The sequence below is a fragment of the Kribbella antibiotica genome (assembly GCF_004349055.1).
In the GTDB taxonomy this organism is placed as follows: Bacteria; Actinomycetota; Actinomycetes; order Propionibacteriales; family Kribbellaceae; genus Kribbella; species Kribbella antibiotica.
This window is the reverse complement of the sequence record NZ_SMKX01000004.1, coordinates 50,127-67,776: the sequence shown is the minus strand read 5'-3', so window position 1 is coordinate 67,776 and position 17,650 is coordinate 50,127. Positions and strand designations below refer to the sequence as shown.

Genomic DNA, 17,650 nt, shown 5'->3' with positions numbered 1-17,650 from the left:
GGCCAGACCTCAGCCAAGCAGGGCTCGGGTGATGGGGTCGGCGTTTTCGTCCAGCCAGTGCTGGCGGTGGTTGATGACGGTGCCGACGCCTTCGTCCCACATGCGGGCCCAGCCGCCGCCTTGGGTTTCGGCTCGGTGCTTCATGGTGTGCCAGGCGCGTTCGTTGAGGGCTACGGCCAGGGGCATCAGGCGGGGGCGGTCGACTTCAGCGAGGCCGTAGGCGTCGGCTATTAGGCGGGCCCGGTGGGGTCGGTTCAGGCCGCGGAGTGGTGGGTCGAGGTCTTCGTCGGCGCCGAAGGGGGCCCACCAGAGCATCAGGTTGACGACTTCGCGGAGGCGGCTGACCGGGCGGGCCATGTCGAAGTCGATGAGCGCGTACGCGCGGCCTTCGCGGAAGACGATGTTTTCCGGGGTGATGTCCTGGTGGCCGATGAGCTCGGGCGGGTCGTTGAGGTCCGGGAGATGCGGTGGCTCGATCGGGGCCGGGATGTTGTCGGGGATACCGAAGTCCAGGACGGCGTCGTGGTAGGCGCGGACCAGTTCGGCGACCGAGACCATGCGGTCCTCGTCGGCGACCCAGGCGGGGCGGGGGCGGCCGGCGACTTCGCCTTGGATGTAGGTGAGGACCTCGCGGCCGGCGGAGTCGAGACCCAGGTAGCGCGGAGCGCCGGTGAAGCCGACCGACTCGAGGTGGCGGAGCAGGCCGCGAACCATTTCGGCGCGCTCGCCGGGCGGTCGCCGTACCGTGCTGCCGACCCGGACCAGGCCGACGGTGACGTCGCCACCTAGCAGAGGGATCTCTTCACCATCGTCGTCGAACACGGAATTGCCCTCATTCCACTGGATGAAACGTATGTCCGCACAAAATCAGCGTGCGCGGTAGCGTGCGACGATCCGTACTCAGATCGGAGCACGCAGTGACCGCCACCTCTGGGAAGGCGCCGCCCGGCGCGACCCGTAGGCGTTACCTGATCCTAGGGCTCGCGTTCATCGGTCTGTCCCTCAACTATCTCGACCGCGCCAACCTGAGTGTGGCACTCCCGTTCATTCAGGAGGACCTGCACCTCGACCTGTCGAACGCGGAGAAGGGCCTGATCCTCGGCGCGTTCTTCTGGGCGTACGACGGCGCGATGCTGGCTGCGGGGTGGATGACCGACCGCTACGGGTCGCGGAAGGCGTTCACGTTCGCGGCGTTGTGGTGGAGTGTGGTCACGGCGTTGACGCCGTTGGCGCGTGGGTTCTGGTCGTTGTTCGCGTTCCGGTTCGCGCTCGGCGCGGGGGAGGCGCCGGCGTACCCGAGTGCGACCAAGGCCGCGTCGCGGTGGTTCCCGCGGCATGAGCGAGCGTTCGCGACTGCAGTGATCGACTCGGGATCGCGGGTCGGGACGGTGTTGTCGCTGCCGATCGTGACGGCGCTGATCGCCTTGGTGAGCTGGCATTTCTCGTTCGTGGTGCTCGGTGTCCTTGGCATCATGTGGGCCGCGGTCTGGTACTGGTACTACCGCGACCCGCGCGAACACTCCGGCGCCAACGACCTCGAGCGCGAGTACATCGCAGCCAACGGCGCGAGGCTGGAAGAGACCGACGACGAGGCCGCTGCTCGGATCCGCTGGCGAGATCTGTTCCGCTACCGCACGATCCGCGGCATGATGCTCGGCTTCTTCTGCCTGAACTTCGTCATCTACTTCTTCCTCACCTGGTTCCCGTCGTACCTGAAGGACGCCCGGCATCTCGACCTCGCCCAACTAGGAACCCTCGGCACGCTCCCCGGTATCACCGCGATCGCCGGCGGTTGGATCGCGGGCATCGTCGCCGACCGCCGAATCCGCGCCGGTGCCGACGTGACCCGAGTACGCAAGACCGTGATGGTCGGGGGCCTGCTCGGCGGCGCCGCGATCGTCTTCGCCGCGCCGGCAAAGTCCGTGTACGTCGCCCTGCTGTTCCTGGCCATTTCGTACGCGAGCCTGGCGATCGCGGCCACCGGAATCTGGTCCCTGCCCGGTGATGTCGCGCCGAGCTCACGACACGTCGCGTCCATCGGCGGTATCCAGAACTTCGCATCGAACATCGCAGGCATCATCAGCCCGTTCATCTTCGGTCTCCTCCTCGACCTGTACGACGGCAACTACCTGCCGTCGTTCCTGGTCGCAGGGGTGGTTGCGGTGATCGGGGCGCTGACTTACGCATTCATCGTCGGAAAGGCCGAGCCGTTGCCGGTGCTCGATCGATGAGCTGTTCACCTGGATGTCACTCGCGCAGTCGAGCCTAGGTCCATGAACACCCCTGATCTGGTTCGAGAGCTCGGCTTCCGTGTGCTCGACGAGGAAGATGATGATCCGGTTCTGTTGCGCGCGGACGGTACGCCGGTCGACACCTGGCGCGAGGGATACCCGTACGACGAGCGGCTGGCGCGCGAGGTCTATGACCGGGACAAGCGGTTGCTGCAGATCGAGCTGCTGAAGTTGCAGTACTGGGTGAAGCGGTCGAAGCAGAAGCTGGTGATCGTGTTCGAGGGTCGTGACGCGGCTGGAAAGGGCGGCACGATCAAGCGGTTCATGGAGCACCTGAACCCACGTGGCGCGCGGATCGTCGCGTTGGAGAAGCCGAGCGAGCGTGAGCAGACTCAGTGGTACTTCCAGCGCTACATCGAGCACCTGCCGTCAGCAGGGGAGATGGTGCTCTTCGATCGCTCTTGGTACAACCGGGCCTGTGTTGAGCGGGTGATGGGCTTCTGCACGCAGGACGAGTACGAGGAGTTCATGCGGCAGACCCCGGAGTTCGAGCGGATGCTGGTGCGCTCGGGCATCCTCCTGGTGAAGCTGTGGTTCTCGGTGTCGCAGTCCGAGCAGCAGACCCGCTTCACCATCCGCCAGATCGACCCGGTCCGCCAGTGGAAGCTGTCACCGACCGACCTCGCCTCGCTCGACAAGTGGGGCGACTACACGGAGGCGAAGGAGTCGATGTTCCACTACACCGACACGCCCCACGCGCCCTGGACTGTCGTGAAGAGCAACGACAAGAAGCGCGCCCGCCTCGAAGCCATGCGTCACGTCCTCAGCCTGTACGAGTACACGAACAAGGACCATGAGCTGGTCACCAAGCCCGACCCCCAGATCCTCGGCCCAGCCAGCCAGGTCCTCGAATACGGCGAAACCGCAGACCGAACCTTCCCGATCCTGTAGTCGCCGGGCCACTGAACCCACTGTGATCCCGCGGCTGAACCCATCGTGCATCCGCGAGTGAACCCACTGGGCGCCGGGGCGTCGAGTGGAGGGAGTGTGTCGGTGGATAGCGGTTGCCGGCGACACGGTCGGTTCAGTCGATGGTCTCCGGCAGGGTGGTGCCACTGGATCTGGTGAACTCGCCGAGTGAACCCACTGGGCGAACCTATCGGGCTCACCCCGCGGGTGAACCCACTGGGCGCCGAACGCATTGAGTGGAAGGAGTGTGTCGCTGGATATCGATTACCGGCGACCCAGTCCGTTCGGTCGATGGCCTTTAGCGCGGTGCGCCCCTGGACCTATGAGCTCGCCGAGTGAACCCACCGTCCTCCCGCCACTGAACCCACTGGGCGCTCGCGAGTGAACCCACTGGGCGCCGAGGCGTCGAGTGGAAGGAGTGTGTCGGTGGATAGCGATTGCCGGCGACATAGTCGGTTCAGTCGATGGCCGGATGCAGGGTGGTGTCAGTCGCGAGAGGAGTTTTCGCGGTGGCGCGTGCTCGCAGGGATCCTGCTTGGCGCCGCACCGCGATAGCCAGCGTCAGTCCGAGGGCTGAGCTGACCAGCCAGAGGGTGGTGCGGCCGGCGTGTGCCAGGAGCGCCGTACCGAGCAGGGGGCCCAGTACGGCGCCGACGCTCCAGGTGGCGTTGGCGACGCCCATGTAGCGGCCGCGGAGGTCGGGTGGGGCGAGGCTGGCGAAGGTGGCGCCGAACAGGACCGAGACACCGATCTGGCCGAGCGTCCACAGCAGGATTGCGGTGGCATAACCAGCACCACCCTGTACGACGGCAGTCAGCCCACCGCCGATGCCGGCCAGGAGCATGGAGACGGCCAGAGCAGTTGCGGTGTCGCGGCCCTTGAGCAGGCGGACCGCGAGCGGCTGGACCGTGATGATCACTATTCCGTTCAGTGCGAGCACTGCGGCGTACTTGGCGGGGCCGAGCCCGTCGCCGGCCATGATGAGCGGGAGTGTTGAGAACACCTGCACGAACATGGCGAAGTACACGATGTGGATTGCTGTCATGGCGACCATCACCGGGTCGCGCAGTAGGACGGGCAACAGCGCTCGCCGGGGCTCAGCTGAGCGCACCGGCCGGGTCTCAGGGACGCAGCACCAGACGATCATCGCTGCCACGAGCGCAGCGCCGGCGTTGACCCAGAACAGGAGCCCATATCCCTGCCGGACAAGGACTCCAGCAGCCACTGTGGCGACCGTGGAGCCGACATTCGCCGCCCAGAACAGCAGGCCAAAGGCTGACAATCGTTCCTGGGGAGGCAAATCGGCCACTGCGGCCGAGCTGACCGGCCGGAAAAGCTCTCCCATCAGGCCCACACCGAGCGCCGCCGTGCAGATTGCCGGGAGAGCGGTCGCCGCGCCGAGCGCGATCAAGGCGGCAGCTCCGCCCAGGAAGCCGATCAGCATCGTCCGGCGACGCCCGATCCGGTCGCTCAGCCAACCGCCGAGCAGCTGGGAAGCGATGTCGCCGACACCGATCATCGCGATCACCGCACCGGCCGTCGTCGGTGAGATCCCGCGTTCCTGGGTCAGGTAGAGGACCAGGAACGACTTCGCCACACCACCGGCTTGGCTCACGAAGCGGGTGGCCATCAGTCCACGTACCAACCTGGTTGTCATGTCTTCGACGCTAGAGCCGCGAGGACATCGTGAAAAGCGATTGTTTCCGATCAAGGCAATCGCTCTGGTCTATAGTCAAATCATGGTCGACGTGGAACTACGGCACCTGGTGACGATGGCTGCCATCGTCGAGGAGGGCACGTTCGGTCGCGCGGCCGCCCGCCTCGGCTACACGCAATCGACGATCAGCCAGCAGGTGGCCGGGTTGGAGAGGTCCGTCGGGGGAGCGCTCTTCGAGCGGCCAGGCGGTCCGCGGCCGGTCCGGCTGACGCCGCTGGGCAGTGTGGTGCTTGAGCAGGGACGCGAGTTGCTGGCCAAAGCAGACGCGCTCTCCGATGCCATCGACCGCTTCAAGGCCGGCGGTGGGCGGATCGACATCGGCACTTTCCAGAGCGTGTCCCACGTCATCCTGCCGCCGCTCATCGGCCGGCTGCGTGCCGAGCAGCCCGGCTGCGAGATCAAGCTGATCGATATGCCGGCCGAAACGCCACAGATCGGTGACCTCGATCTGCTGTTCTACGACCGTCCGCTCGACGATGGCGTCGAGCAACTCAGACTGGTCGACGACCCGTATCTGTTGGTGGCACGCCCCGGCGACCTCCCGGCCGGGCCGGTTGCCCTGACCGCGCTGGACGGCCGACCGATGATTGGCTGTCACGAGACGTGCGACCAGGTGTGGATGGAGCCGGCCGTTGCGGCGGGCGCGCGTCCGGAGATCGCGTTCCGCACTCCTGGCAACGAGACGATCCTGTCGATGGTCCGAGCCGGGTTGGGCTGGACGGCGCTGCCCTGGCTCGCCCTGTACGGCGCCGATGCGCGCTCCGACAAGCGGCTCGCTCTGCATCCTCTGGAGCCGGCGCCGACCCGTGGCATCTACCTCCACTGGCCGGCCAACGCAGCGCAGTCGCCACTGGCTGTGCGAGCGATCGAGATCTCCCGCGAGATCGCCGCCGAGGTTTCGGCTAGCTGGGCAGCGGCAGCAGGACGGTGAACGTCGCGCCGTGCGGTTCGGTATCGGTGACGATCACCCGCCCAGCGTGCGCGGCGACCAGCGCGGCGACGATCGACAGGCCGAGTCCGGAGCCGCCCGTCGTACGGGTTCGGGCCGAGTCGGCTCGGTAGAAGCGTTCGAACACGCGAGCCTTCTGCTCCGGCGTGAGGCCTGGACCGGTATCGCTGACCTCCAGTACGGCGTCGCGCCCGCGCGTCCCGACCGAGACGAGAATCGGCGCGTCGACGGGGGTGTGGTGCAGCGCGTTGCTGATGAGATTCCCGAGGACCTGGCGGAGACGCGCTTCATCACCCGGTACGACGGGGGCTTCGGAGTCGGGCAGGATCTTCAGCGAGATGTTGCGTTCGGGCTGCATGGCCTGCGCGTTGTGCAGTGCATCAGCGGCGACGGGCAGGAGGTCGACCGCCTCCAGCTGCAGCGGCCGCTGCTGGTCGAGGCGAGCGAGCAGTAGCAGGTCGTCGACGAGCAGCCCCATCCGCTTGGCCTCGTCCTCGATCCGCTTCATCACATCCGGCTCGACTACACCGCGTTGGCGGCTGAGCTCGGCGAACCCGCGGATCGACGTCAGGGGAGTGCGGAGTTCATGGGAGGCGTCCGCCACGAATCGCCGCATGCGGTCCTCGGACTGCTTCGCGTCCTCCTCGGATCGACGGGCAGTCTCCTCGGAGATCCGAGCTGCGAACTCGGAGGCGGTGCGCTGGGCGAAGGCGTTCTCGATCTGGACGAGCATCTGATTCAGCGCGAGCGACAGCCGGCCGACCTCGGTCCGAGGGTCGCGCTCCGGGATCCGCCGGCCGAGATCACCACCGGCGATGGCGACCGCGGTGTGCTCGACATCTTCGAGTCCGCGCAGGCTTCGCCGTACGACGTAGGTGCCGACGCCGGCAAGTAGCACCAGCAGGATGAGCCCCGCGGCAGCCTGAATGCCCACGAGCCGCTGCACGGTTCGATCGACGTCATGCAGGTTCTGAGCGACCATGACCGACCCGGAGTTGTCGTCGAGCGGCACCGCGAGGACCCGCCAGGTGTCGCTGCCGGAGACTGCGGCTACGTTGAACGGCTTGCCCTTCAACGCGCGGATCTGGTCGACGTCGAGGGCAGGCAGTTTCGGCGGAACCTCGCCCTCCCGGAGCGGCGCCCGAAAAGGCCCGGTAGGGACGGGGCTGCCGTTCGGCAGGTTGAGCTGGACCAGGAACTGGCTGGGAAGCGGCCGTCCCTTGCCTGGCCCGCCGTTGCCGAAGGGCCCGCCACGGCCGTTCGCGAAGGGTGTTGCAACCTGTGACAGCTGAGTGTCCACCTTGTCGACCAGGTAGCCGCGCAGGATGGTGGTTGCGACGACCCCGGAGCCGACCAGGGCGAGTGCCACCAGCGTCAGCAGTACTACGACGATGGTGACCCGGAGCGGATAGCGCTCGGTGAATCTACGGTGGTTGAGCATCAGCTGGGACCTCGCGGGGTGCGTAGGACGTAGCCGACCCCGCGGACGGTGTGGAGCAGCTTTTGGTCGCCGGTGTCGACCTTACGGCGAAGATACGACATGTAGGACTCGACCACGCCCGCGTCGCCGGCGAAGTCGTAGTTCCAGACCGCGGTCAGGATCTGGCCTTTCGACATCACGCGCTCCGCGTTCTCCAGCAAGCACCGCAGCAGCTTGAACTCGGTCAGCGACAACTGCACCGCCTCGCCCGACTTGAAGACCTCGTAGCTGTCCTCGTTGAGCTCGAGATCGGCATATCGCAGTACGGCGGACTCTGTCGCGGTCTGCTCGCGGTGACCGGAGCGGCGCAGCAGGGCGCGGACGCGGGCGACCAGTTCGTCCAGGCTGAAGGGCTTGGTGACGTAGTCGTCGCCGCCGGTCTGCAGCCCGAGGACCTTGTCCTCGACGGCGTCGCGTGCGGTGAGGAACAACACCGGCACATGCCGATCCTCACCCCGCAACCGCCGGACCACCTCGAACCCGTCCAGGCCGGGCATCATCACGTCCAGTACGACCAGGTCGGGTTGCACCTCCCGCGCTTTGCGGAGCGCTTCGGCGCCGTGGCTGGCCGTGGACACGTCGTACCCTGCGAAGCGCAGGCTCGCGGACAGCAGTTCGACGATGTTCGGCTCGTCGTCGACCACCAGGAGATGCGGGCTCATGCCCACAGTCTGCCGCTGTTACCCATGGTGACCCTGGCAGATTCCTGGCAATCCGCTGTGAGTCTTTAGCGCGGACCCCGGTGGAAGCCCCACTTTTCGCCCGCTGCCTTGCGAACCGTGCCGTCGTTGACGCTGCTGGCGGTGGCCTTGCCGTCGGCGACGATGGCGGAAACGGTGACCTTGTTACCGGTCTTGACATCGTCGATGCCGTCGCGGGCTGCGTTGACCAGCGTGTCCTCGGTCAGTGTGTAGGTGCGGCTGTAGCCGTCTTCGCTCTTGAGAGTGATGGAGTCCTTGCTGACCGCGGTGACCTCGCCGGTCTGGGTGGCCACGGTCTGGTAGCCGCCGCCCTCCTTCTTCACGACGAACTCGCCGTGCAGCGCGCCGCCCTGGCCGAAGAACCTGCCGGGACCGCCAGGACCTCCGCCCGGGCCCTTGCTAGGACCGGCCGGCTGCTCACCAGGAGTGGACGGTGCGGCGGTCGGGGGCGGGTCGGCGCTGGTTGCGGCCCAGGCGACACCGCCTGCCGTGGTGGTGACGGCGACGGCGGCGATGGTGCCTGCGATGCGCCAGCGTTTGGCTGAGAGATTTCTGAACATTGCCATGCGGTCCAGACTCCCTCGCAGGCCTGAGACGAGGCTCCGGTGCGGCTGAGAAAACCCTGGCAATCAGACCAGGAACAGTACGGCGACCAACCACACTGCCGCGGCGAGCGCCGTACCGATGAATTCGATCAGGATCGAGAGACCAGTCGCGCGCAGAGCGTGCTTGGTGGAGGTCCACGCTGCCGTGTGGGTCTTCAGGCGCTGGCGTTCCGACACGTAGACGCCGAGCGGGAAGCCGACGAACATGCCGACCACCGGGATCACGAAGAACCCGACGATGCCCAGCAGGACACCGATGATCATCGAGCGACGCGGTACGCCGGACTCGCGGAGCCGCCGTTCGGGAACGATGTACTTGACCACCTGGCTGGCCCCGATCAGGACCACGGCCGCGGCCAGCACGATCCACCCGGTGGCACTACGTTCCACGATCGCCCACACCAGGATCGCGGCCAGGCTCAGGATGGCTCCGGGCAGCACCGGGATCACGATGCCGAGGATGCCGACGAAGATCGCCACACCGACGAGGACGGTCATTGCAGTGTTCACATGGACACTCTGCCGTACGGCGGGCGCCTTTAGGGTGGAGGCATGTCCCAGTTGCACGATTTGGTCACTGCACTCGCTGCTCCCTGGGTGGCTCTGTCGCCGCGCTCAGGTCAGATCACCGGCTCTGGCACCGAAGGTGTGTATGCGCGCGACCGCCGGATGCTGTCCAGACTGGTGGTCACCGTTGACGGGGTCGAGCCGATTCCGCTGCAGGTGGATGAGCAGAGCGCGTCGACGCATGTGTACGTCGCGAAGGTCGACAGGGAAGAGACCGCGTTGCTCTACCGCCGGCGCGAGGTCGGCCGGGACGGCATGACTGAGCACATCACCCTGGTAAACAACTCCCGGGAGACGCTGACGTTCGCGCTGGAAGTTGCCCTGGGCACCGATCTCGCGGGCATCGTTCAGGTGCGCAACAGCAGCGCCGTGACACTGCCCACTCTGCACCCCCAGTACGACGATTTGGGCCGTCTCTACTGGGAGAATGAGGGCGCGCGAGTCACCGCCGAGCTGGATCCCGGACCGACTGCGACAGCGCAGCTCGAACCGGGGGAGAAGTTCACGATGATCATTAAAGTGATCGCTTCCGCCCCACGGTCGGTGAGCGGCTTCGATATCGACCCACCGGTGAACACAATTCTGTACACCGCGAGTGTTCACTGTAGTGATCACCGAGTTGGGCGCTGGTTCGCCCGGTCTCTGGACGACGTTCGGGCGCTGCAGTTGGCAGTTGGCGGCGATCGCTACCTCGCCGCCGGCCCACCTTGGTACCTGACCCTGTTCGGCCGGGACTCGTTGATCTCCGCGGGAATGCTGATTCCGGTCGATCCGGAGCTCGCGGCCGGCACGCTGCGAGTGCTCGCGAACTGGCAGGGGACGAAGGTTGACGTCGACACCGCCGAGCAGCCCGGCAAGATCCCGCACGAGCTCCGTGCCGAGGCCGCCGAGCACGGGACGGACTTCGTCCTGCCGCCGGTCTACTACGGGACGCACGACGCGACCCAGCTGTGGATCACCACACTGCACAAGGCCTGGCGCTGGGGCATGCCGGCCGATGAGGTGCGCGAGCTGCTGCCCAACGTCCGGCGCGCACTCGAATGGATGCGGGACTACGCGGATCCGGATGGCGACGGCTTCCTCGAGTACGTCGACGAATCCGGTCACGGCCTGGCCAACCAGGGCTGGAAGGACTCGAACGATTCGGTGCAATGGCCTGACGGCACGATCGCCACGGCTCCGATCGCGTTGTGCGAAGTCCAGGGCTACGCGTATGCAGCCGCCATACGGGGTGCTGAGTTGTTGGAAGCCTTCGGTGAGGCCGGTGACGAGTGGCGGCTGTGGGCCGCGGCGCTCCAGGAGCGCTTCCGCAGTGCGTTCTGGGTGGACGGCTACCCGGCGATCGCTCTCGACGGCGCCAAGAACGCCGTGGTCGGCCGGGCATCGAACATGGGTCATCTCCTCGGGACCGGCCTCCTCGACGCAGACGAAGAACAGCGCGTGGCCGATGTTCTCGGTGCGCCCGATCTCGACAGCGGCTTCGGTCTCCGGACACTGTCGACGGAGATGTCCCGGTTCAACCCGGTCGGCTATCACACCGGCAGCATCTGGCCGCACGACACGGCCATGACCGTCCAAGGCCTGTACGCCACCGGCCACGACGACGTCGCTTCGTCATTGCTGGCTGGTCTGGTCCGGGCCGCCGAGAGCTTCGACTACCGCCTCCCCGAGCTGTACGGCGGCCGCGGGGTGACCGCGGAGACGCGGCCGACGCCGTACCCGGGATCGTGTCGTCCGCAAGCCTGGGCCGCTGCATCGGTGGTGGCCGTTCTCGTTGCTGCGCTGGGGATCGAGCCGGATGTGCCCGGTGGAACGATGACGATCAATCCGGCGCCGTCGCTGCCGTGGTCCGAGCTGAGACTCGACGGGCTGACGGTGGCCGGCGCGCCGCTCACGGTCGAGTGGGGGGACGGGAAAGCAGCAGTGCTGGAGGCCCCGAAGGACCTCCAGCACCGTTTCAGCTGAGTACTGCAGGACTGCTACTTCGGGGCGTACTTCGCCGGGTCGAACCGGCTCGGGATTCCCCAGTTCTTCGGTGTCATGATGGCCTCCGAGAACGTTTGTTTGGCGTTGTTGGCCGCCTGGCCCGGCTTGAACCCGCCACGGAAGCTGGCCTTGAGGATGTCTCCGGTGCCCGTTCCGGTGACCTTCCGCATACCGGCGATGGCTCTGGCCGGTGATGCGTTCTCAGCGAACCATCCGGCCACCTTGCCCGGGGTGATCTTCTCCCCGGTCATGGCTGCCACGCCGCTGTTCAGGCCGGCGCCGATCACGCCGCCGGCGGCCATCCCGACCAGCGCACCGCAGATCAGCGCAGCCGGCCCGCAGGCCAGGCCTACGACGACACCGGCGAGAAGGCCGCTGGCGAAGTTGGCCCCGAGGTGCAGGATCTTGCGCCCCATCTCGGACTGGGCCCAGTTCTTGACACTGTTGCCCACGCTCTTCCACATGTCGGCCTGTGCCTTGTTGACGGCCTTGTACGCCGCGACTCCGGCGTTCCACCCCTTCTTGATGTTGTCCTTCGCAGTGGCGACCATGGTCTTGGCCACCACCTTGGCCTTCGCGACGAAGACCTGGACCTTCTTTGATGATCGGCACGATCTTGGTCTTGATGATCGTCTTGGTGACTTCCTTGATCGTGTTGACGAAGGTGGTGATCTTGTTCCAGGTCCCGACCGGGTCCTGGATCATGTTGATCACCGGCGCCAGGATCGGCACGGCCACCTTGATCGTCTCGGCGACGCGGGTCGCGACCTGCTCGACCGTGGTCTTGATCGCGCTGCCGATCGACGACACCACGCTGCTGAACCAGGAGTTGCCGTCCGGGTCCGAGAACGAGATCGGGCTGTTGTTCGCGTACGAGTAGCCGTTGATCGTCTGCGGATCGGAGTAGTTGGCCTCTGGGTCGACCGAGATGAACCGTCCGGTGGACGGGTCGTACTCGCGCGCTCCCAGATGGACCAGACCCGTGCTGGGGTCGTTGGTCCCGCCGACGAAGCCACGCTGTCCCGGCCACGCAGCCGGCGCGACGCCGCGCAGGTTGCCGTACGGGTCGAGCCGCTTGCGCTGCACGTTCTGGGCCGGGGTGTTGTCGATGACCGTGGTCGAGGTGCCGTGGTGGTCCGCCCCGAGCCAGCTGAGCTGGTTGGCGCCGACCCGGACCGCGACCGTCTGCTGGCCGTGCTTGTAGTACCGGGTCCCGGTGAGCGACCCGTCGGCCTTGAGAGCGACCTCGTTGTCGTTCGGGAGGTAGAGCGTGACACCCGAAGGATCCTTGCGGATCATCCGCTCGCCGTCGGCGTTGTTGATGACCTCGGTGGTCTTGCCGGCGCCGTCGACCTTGACCATTTCGCCCTGGGCGTCCCAGTCGAAGGTTTCGATCCCCGCGGCGTTCAGATTGCGGGTCTTCAGGTTGCCGCTCTCGTCGTAGCTGTAGTTGTCGGTCTTCGTCCCGCCGGCGCCACCGGTGGTGACCACCGACTGCACCGCGTGCGGCCGCGGCTGGCCGGCTGCCGGGTAGTTGTACGTCGCCGTCGTGGCGCCGGTGGCGCTCGTCCGGGTCTCGGTCTTGCGGTTACCGGTCACGTCGAACGTCCAGCCCTGCCAGTACGGCGCCGGTCCGCCCAACGTGTCCTTGGTCGGAGCTGCCGCGCAGTCACCGCTGCCCGGGGTCCACGCCGACGTGAGCCGGCGCAGGTGGTCGTAGGTGAAGCACTGCGTGTCGGTCTCCACACCGGCGTCGGTGATCTTCGTGATGTTGCCGGTGGCATCGAAGGCGTACCGGACGATCGAGACCGGGTCGTCGGAGGATTCCTTGGACGTGGTGATCTTGTTCATCCGCCGGGTGCCGGCTTCGTAGTCGAACTCCTGGGTGACCGACTTGCCACCGGTCCCCTTCTGCACGAACGACGAGACCTCACCCATCGGGGTGTACGCCGTACCGGTCACGTAGCTCGAGATCTCCGAGCCCAGGGTGGTCGGCAGGTCCTTGTCGTTGTACCCGTACTGCAGGGTCTCCGACGGCAGCCCGCCGAGCGCCGGCATCGAGGTCGTCGCGACCTCGCCGTCTTCCTTGTAGGTGTTCGCGAACTTGTAGGTACCGGCCAGGGCGCCCTGGGAGGCCGGGATGACGACTTCCTGTCCGAGCGGCTTACCGCTCTTGTCGTACCCGGACACCTTCGTCGTGTACGGCTGCCCGTCGACCCAGTGGGTGGTCGAGCTGATGTTGCCCTTGGCCACCGCGCCGGTCTGGCCGATCACCGGGGTGTTGTCGTAGGTCCACTCCGAGATCAGCTTCTTCGGACCCGTCGTGGGCACCTCGGTGATGGTGGTCTTGCGCCCGATCAGGTCGTAGCCGTACTCGAGCGTCGTCCCGCGGTTGTCCTTGGAGGTGACCAGCTGGTCGAGGTCGTTGTAGGTGAAGGTCGACGTGCCACGGTCCGGGTCGACCTCCTTGGTCTTGCGGCCCTGGACGTCGTACTCCCAGCTCCACTTGTTGCCGGCCGCGTCGGTGACCAGGGTCGGCAGCCCGCGGGTGTTGTAGCTGTACGACGTCTTGTCGAAGGTACCGGTCGCCGTCTGGCCCTTGAACTGGCGCAGCTCGATCAGCTTGCCGTCGCCGTTCGTGACCTTCGTGGTCGCCTGCTCACCTTGCTGCGGCTCGACCGTCTCCTCGTTGGCCGAGTTCTTCCGCTTGGTGCTCCACTTGACCGTCTTCGCGGACTTGAAGGTCTCCTCGGTGGTCCGCGCGGCCCCGTCGAACGTGATCAGCTTCTGGGTCGGGATGACGTTCGGGTCACCGTGGAACAGGTCCTCGGTCACCGGCTGCGCGTTCCAGTACGCTCCGTTCTCCTTGACGAGCAGACCCCGGGAGTCGTACCAGCTCTCGGTGACGGTCCGGCCGCCACCGGGGGCGGTCTCCTGCTTCTGCACCGGCCGGAACAGGCCGTCCGACAGCTCGTAGGTCTCGTTGACGCTTCCGTCGCTCTGCAGGCTCTTGGTGATCACCGTGCTGGCGCCGTTGTCGATGCCGGCCCGGTACTCGTACTCCATGTTCGGGATCACGGCGTTGTCGGCCGTGAAGGCCTTGCCCGCCGACTTGCTCTGCTTCGCGGCCGAGCCGGTCCGGCCGGGCAGCCAGACCTTGAGGAGCCGCCCGAAGCCGTCGTACGTCGCCTCGCTGCTGCGGTCGCTCTGGTCCGTGACCGAAACCTCTGCGCCGAAGGCCGGGTCGACCACCGTCGTCGTGGTGTGGCCGTTCGGCTTGGTCAGCACGCGCTGCGTGACCGGTCCGCCGTTGGCCGGGAAGTAGCTGGTCGTGCTGACCGCGCCCTCCGCGTCGATGGCCTTGGTCGCCCGCCCGAGCGTGTCGTACTCCAGCTTCGACTGCTCGTCGTACACGGGCTTACCGGCCGAGTCGTAACTGGCGACGCGATCGGTCTTGGTCGGGTTGCCCTTGGTCGGTACGGCGTTGACGTCCGTCGCACCGTCGAAGTAGGTGCGCTGGTCGCTGATCACCTGCTCCTTGGTGTACGGCTGGTCGCAGGCGGTCGCCACGGCGTACTCGCGCTTGACCAGCTCGCCGATCCCTTCGCCCGCGTTGCTCGCGTACTCGTAGTAGGTGCAGGTGTCGTCGGCCGCGGTGGTGACGTCGTTGGCGTCGTACTTGGACTTCAGGACGCCGTCGTTGTCGTAGTTGTTCTGCGCGGCCAGCTTGCGCAGACCGCCGCCGGCGACGGTCTGGACCTGGGTGTTACCGCCGTTCTGGGCCTGGTAGGCCTTGACCGTGCCCCAGGTCTTGACCCGGGTGGCGGTCGGTGGGGAGACCCACTGGTCGGTGATCGTGCGGTCGACGATCTCGGTGCCGTTCAACGTGGTCTGCTCGCGGGCCTGACCGGACAGCGGTGCCAGGTCGGGAACGGACTTGTTGTTGGAGTCGGTGATGACCGGGTGCTTGATCGTGCCGTCGGACTTCTGGTCGCCGTCCATGCCCTGGAAGTAGCGGGTCTCGGTCACGGTCTGCGGGCCGTCGGAGCCGTCGCCCTTGGTCACGCGAACCAGGCTGTAGCCGCGCCACTGCGACCAGGTCTTCATGCCGATCTCGACGAGACCGTCCTCGTCGTCCTTGCGCCACGCCGGGTTCGACAGGTAGTCGATCTTCATGACGGTCGGCCGGGTGTCGGCCAGCCGGTCGGTCTCGACGACCTGGGAGACGACGTACTTGTTGAACCAGTCGGTTCGCTCGGTGCCGTTGTCGGGCGTCCACTTGAGCGGGTGACAACGCCGGGTGTTCTCGTCGATGTTCGCCGGGACGTCGCCGGTCTTGCAGTCGGCGGGGGCGTAGGTGACCTTGATCTGGCCGCCGGTGCCGTAGTTGACCGAGCTGATCCGGTGCCAGTTCATCGGCGGCTGGTTGTCACCGACGGGGACGATGCGGTTGGCCAGCTGGATGCTGTCGAAGTTGGTCTCCGGCATCTGCGCGGGCTCGCCGGCCAGACCGGCCTCGGTGATGCCCTCCAGCCAGAGCCCGGCGCGGGTACCGTCACCCGGGTCGCGGAAGGACTGCCGCAGGTCCCAGCGCTGGACGTCGCCGAACTTGTTCTCGCCGGCGCGCCAGACCTGGGTGGTGACCTTGGTCAGCCGCTTCTTCGTCCAGAAGCTCGGGTTGAACTTGTTGTTGCAGTTGGTGGTCGAGGTGCATTCCTGGTCCAGCGGCGTGTCCACGTAGTCGGCCGGGGCACAGGTCGCTGACGCGATACAGCGCTCGGTCGTGGTGAACAGCATCTGCGCGACCGGCTTGGTCTGGTAGACGTTGCCGTCGGTCTGGCCGTACTCGATCCGCTTGACGTTGTTGGCCCGCGTGTAGTTGCTGACCTTGGTCGCGGTCATGCTGCGCGCGTAGTTGTTGGTCTCCTGGTCGTAGAACAGGCTCATCGTGTTGCCGTTGCGGTCCACGACGTAGTCGAGGGCCCACTTGTAGGCCTGCGTGCACCAGGAGTCGGCGAACGCCGCCTTGTTGCAGGGCTCACCGGAGTGGTTGCCGAAGATCGGCAGCGTGGAGACTGATCTGGTCTCCGGCTTGTCCGCGGGCTCGGGCTTGTCCCAGCCCGGGAGGCGGTTCAGACCGAAGTAGTACTTGGTGCCGTCCTTGCTGGTCAGCTCCCAGTACTCACCGTCCTTGGCGCCGTTGTTGGCACCGGTCAGGCGGCGGATCGTCGACCCGTCCTCCTGGCGCGCGTGCCACTCGCCGGTGGCGTCGTCCTTGACGAGCTCGCCGCCCGCGCCGTTCAGCGTGAACGTCGCGTTGTCGGTGGCCCAGCACTGGTCGCCGGTCGGGTTCTTGCCGTTGTTACCGGTCTGCTCGGTCTTCGAGCCACAGGACGCGTAGCGGCGCTCGATCGAGCCACCGGGCGCGAACTCGAAGCCCTCACCGACCCAGGACGGCTGGTTGTTGGTGGCCGAGGTCCGGCCGTCGACACCGCCGGAGGAGTAGCCGATGGTGACCTGCGGCAAGGGTCCGCCGAGGGCCGGCGGCGTCTTGAGCGGGTAGCTCCAGCTGAAGTCGCCCGACGAGCCACCGGCGGTCCAGGTGGCCTGCGGCTTCAGATCGGTCGCCTTGTAGTCTCCGGCGCTGCTGGCAGCCACCGCGGCAACGGCGAAGGTGCTTTCGGAAGAGCCCGCCGGAGCAACCGGTACGTCGGCGCTGAGGGCACCGGTCGCGGTCCTGATCGTCTTCAGGAGCTTCGGCGTACAGTCCGGCCCCGGGGCTGCCTTGTTCAGGCCACACGCGGGGAGCTGGAAGACCCTGAGCCGGAGCGCGTAGTCGGCACCGAAGGCGTTGCGGAACTGGTCATAGGCAACGGTCAGCCGGGTCTGCCCGGTCTTCGCCACGTTGTCGGCACGGTTCAGCTTGAGGATGAACTGGTTTCCCTGGCGGCCGAGTGACTCGACCTTCACCTTCGCCGGTACGGCGTCTGCCGCGGCCGAAGCCGTCTTACCGGCGGCCGGTGCGGGAGCGGACAGCCAGATGGGGAGCGCGCCTGCCTTGCCCTTGGCGAGCTCGGTGGGGGAGACCTGCGTGGGCGCAGCGGGCCCAAAGGTGAACTGCGGGTCGGTCGCGGAGACCGCAGGCTGAACCTCGGTGGACCCGGCGGCGGGCCAGCTGACCTCCGGCCGCTTGGTCACGTCCGACTTGGCGCCGGCGTCGACCGGGCGCGGTTTGACCGCGACCTTCTTGCCGGGGACGGACTCCAGCTTGGTGGTGTGGGGTTCGTTGTCCTTCTTGGGCTCGCTGGCAACTGCCTGCGCGGCTTGGCCCTGCATACCGGCTGTCAGCGACATCGCTGCAGCCAGTATCAGACCTGCGCGCGGCAGGGCGAACCGGCGAGATCGCCGGCGACCGGGGTGGGCGGGCATGGAGAAACCTCCGGAT

Annotated in this window: 12 protein-coding genes; 4 read left to right on the top strand and 8 right to left on the bottom strand. The window is 66.8% G+C overall.

All coding sequences use genetic code 11. The annotated features are described in order from the left end of the window. Positions 1–9: 9 nt before the first annotated feature. The gene (locus tag E1263_RS02300; RefSeq protein WP_202868683.1) at positions 10–822 is read right to left on the bottom strand and encodes a phosphotransferase; all 813 of its coding nucleotides are present in this window, start codon (positions 820–822) and stop codon (positions 10–12) included. Between the two features lie 95 nt (positions 823–917). Between E1263_RS02300 and E1263_RS02295 the strand changes: the two genes are divergently transcribed. Both E1263_RS02295 and ppk2 read left to right on the top strand, forming a co-directional pair. Beyond that, positions 918–2,231 (top strand): MFS transporter, encoded by a 1,314-nt coding sequence (locus E1263_RS02295; RefSeq protein ID WP_132164800.1) that lies wholly within the window; start codon positions 918–920, stop codon positions 2,229–2,231. A gap of 42 nt (positions 2,232–2,273) precedes the next feature. Beyond that, the gene (ppk2, locus tag E1263_RS02290; RefSeq protein ID WP_132164799.1) at positions 2,274–3,182 is read left to right on the top strand and encodes a polyphosphate kinase 2; all 909 of its coding nucleotides are present in this window, start codon (positions 2,274–2,276) and stop codon (positions 3,180–3,182) included. Positions 3,183–3,657: 475 nt separating this feature from the next. Here the strand turns inward: ppk2 and E1263_RS02285 are convergent, their stop codons facing one another. Continuing rightward, positions 3,658–4,857: an MFS transporter gene (locus tag E1263_RS02285; protein WP_132164798.1), complete on the bottom strand. Its 1,200-nt coding sequence runs from the start codon at positions 4,855–4,857 to the stop codon at positions 3,658–3,660. 82 nt (positions 4,858–4,939) lie between these two features. On the opposite strand from E1263_RS02285, the gene E1263_RS02280 reads away from it, so the two are divergent. Next, positions 4,940–5,848, top strand: coding sequence for a LysR family transcriptional regulator (locus E1263_RS02280; RefSeq protein WP_132164797.1), 909 nt, complete (start codon positions 4,940–4,942; stop codon positions 5,846–5,848). Here the strand turns inward: E1263_RS02280 and E1263_RS02275 are convergent. The 4 genes from E1263_RS02275 to E1263_RS02260 all read right to left on the bottom strand — a co-directional run bounded on the left by E1263_RS02275 (position 5,820) and on the right by E1263_RS02260 (position 9,162). Continuing rightward, entirely contained in the window at positions 5,820–7,307 is a 1,488-nt protein-coding gene (locus E1263_RS02275; protein ID WP_132164796.1) for a sensor histidine kinase, read from the bottom strand. The two genes, E1263_RS02280 and E1263_RS02275, sit on opposite strands and share 29 nt — an antisense overlap. Beyond that, the gene (locus tag E1263_RS02270; protein ID WP_132164795.1) at positions 7,307–8,008 is read right to left on the bottom strand and encodes a response regulator transcription factor; all 702 of its coding nucleotides are present in this window, start codon (positions 8,006–8,008) and stop codon (positions 7,307–7,309) included. Before E1263_RS02270 ends, E1263_RS02275 begins: the two co-directional genes overlap by 1 nt. Positions 8,009–8,073: 65 nt before the next feature. Next, positions 8,074–8,613: a hypothetical protein gene (locus E1263_RS02265; protein WP_132164793.1), complete on the bottom strand. Its 540-nt coding sequence runs from the start codon at positions 8,611–8,613 to the stop codon at positions 8,074–8,076. A 63-nt stretch (positions 8,614–8,676) separates the two neighbouring features. Continuing rightward, positions 8,677–9,162 carry a DUF456 domain-containing protein gene (locus E1263_RS02260; protein ID WP_132164791.1) on the bottom strand — a complete coding sequence of 162 codons (486 nt, stop codon included), beginning with the start codon at positions 9,160–9,162 and terminating at the stop codon, positions 8,677–8,679. A 42-nt stretch (positions 9,163–9,204) separates the two neighbouring features. Here E1263_RS02260 and E1263_RS02255 point away from each other — a divergent pair, with 42 nt between their 5' ends. Beyond that, positions 9,205–11,184, top strand: a complete 1,980-nt coding sequence (locus tag E1263_RS02255) for a glycogen debranching N-terminal domain-containing protein (RefSeq protein ID WP_132164789.1) — start codon at positions 9,205–9,207, stop codon at positions 11,182–11,184. A gap of 14 nt (positions 11,185–11,198) precedes the next feature. Here E1263_RS02255 and E1263_RS02250 read toward each other — a convergent pair whose 3' ends face one another. Together E1263_RS02250 and E1263_RS02245 are read right to left on the bottom strand one after the other, a co-directional pair. After that, positions 11,199–11,456 (bottom strand): hypothetical protein, encoded by a 258-nt coding sequence (locus E1263_RS02250; protein WP_132164787.1) that lies wholly within the window; start codon positions 11,454–11,456, stop codon positions 11,199–11,201. Then, positions 11,407–17,634 (bottom strand): RHS repeat domain-containing protein, encoded by a 6,228-nt coding sequence (locus E1263_RS02245; protein ID WP_132164785.1) that lies wholly within the window; start codon positions 17,632–17,634, stop codon positions 11,407–11,409. The genes E1263_RS02250 and E1263_RS02245 overlap by 50 nt, the downstream gene beginning before the upstream one ends. Between the last annotated feature and the right edge of the window lie 16 nt (positions 17,635–17,650).

What these genes read in the sequence shown, in the direction of transcription:
- ppk2 (WP_132164799.1), top strand. Translation starts at nt 2,274, where the DNA reads ATGAACACCCCTGATCTGGTTCGAGAGCTCGGCTTCCGTGTGCTCGAC.
- E1263_RS02285 (WP_132164798.1), bottom strand. Translation starts at nt 4,857, where the DNA reads ATGACAACCAGGTTGGTACGTGGACTGATGGCCACCCGCTTCGTGAGC.
- E1263_RS02280 (WP_132164797.1), top strand. Translation starts at nt 4,940, where the DNA reads ATGGTCGACGTGGAACTACGGCACCTGGTGACGATGGCTGCCATCGTC.
- E1263_RS02275 (WP_132164796.1), bottom strand. Translation starts at nt 7,307, where the DNA reads ATGCTCAACCACCGTAGATTCACCGAGCGCTATCCGCTCCGGGTCACC.
- E1263_RS02270 (WP_132164795.1), bottom strand. Translation starts at nt 8,008, where the DNA reads ATGAGCCCGCATCTCCTGGTGGTCGACGACGAGCCGAACATCGTCGAA.
- E1263_RS02265 (WP_132164793.1), bottom strand. Translation starts at nt 8,613, where the DNA reads ATGGCAATGTTCAGAAATCTCTCAGCCAAACGCTGGCGCATCGCAGGC.
- E1263_RS02255 (WP_132164789.1), top strand. Translation starts at nt 9,205, where the DNA reads ATGTCCCAGTTGCACGATTTGGTCACTGCACTCGCTGCTCCCTGGGTG.
- E1263_RS02250 (WP_132164787.1), bottom strand. Translation starts at nt 11,456, where the DNA reads ATGACCGGGGAGAAGATCACCCCGGGCAAGGTGGCCGGATGGTTCGCT.
- E1263_RS02245 (WP_132164785.1), bottom strand. Translation starts at nt 17,634, where the DNA reads ATGCCCGCCCACCCCGGTCGCCGGCGATCTCGCCGGTTCGCCCTGCCG.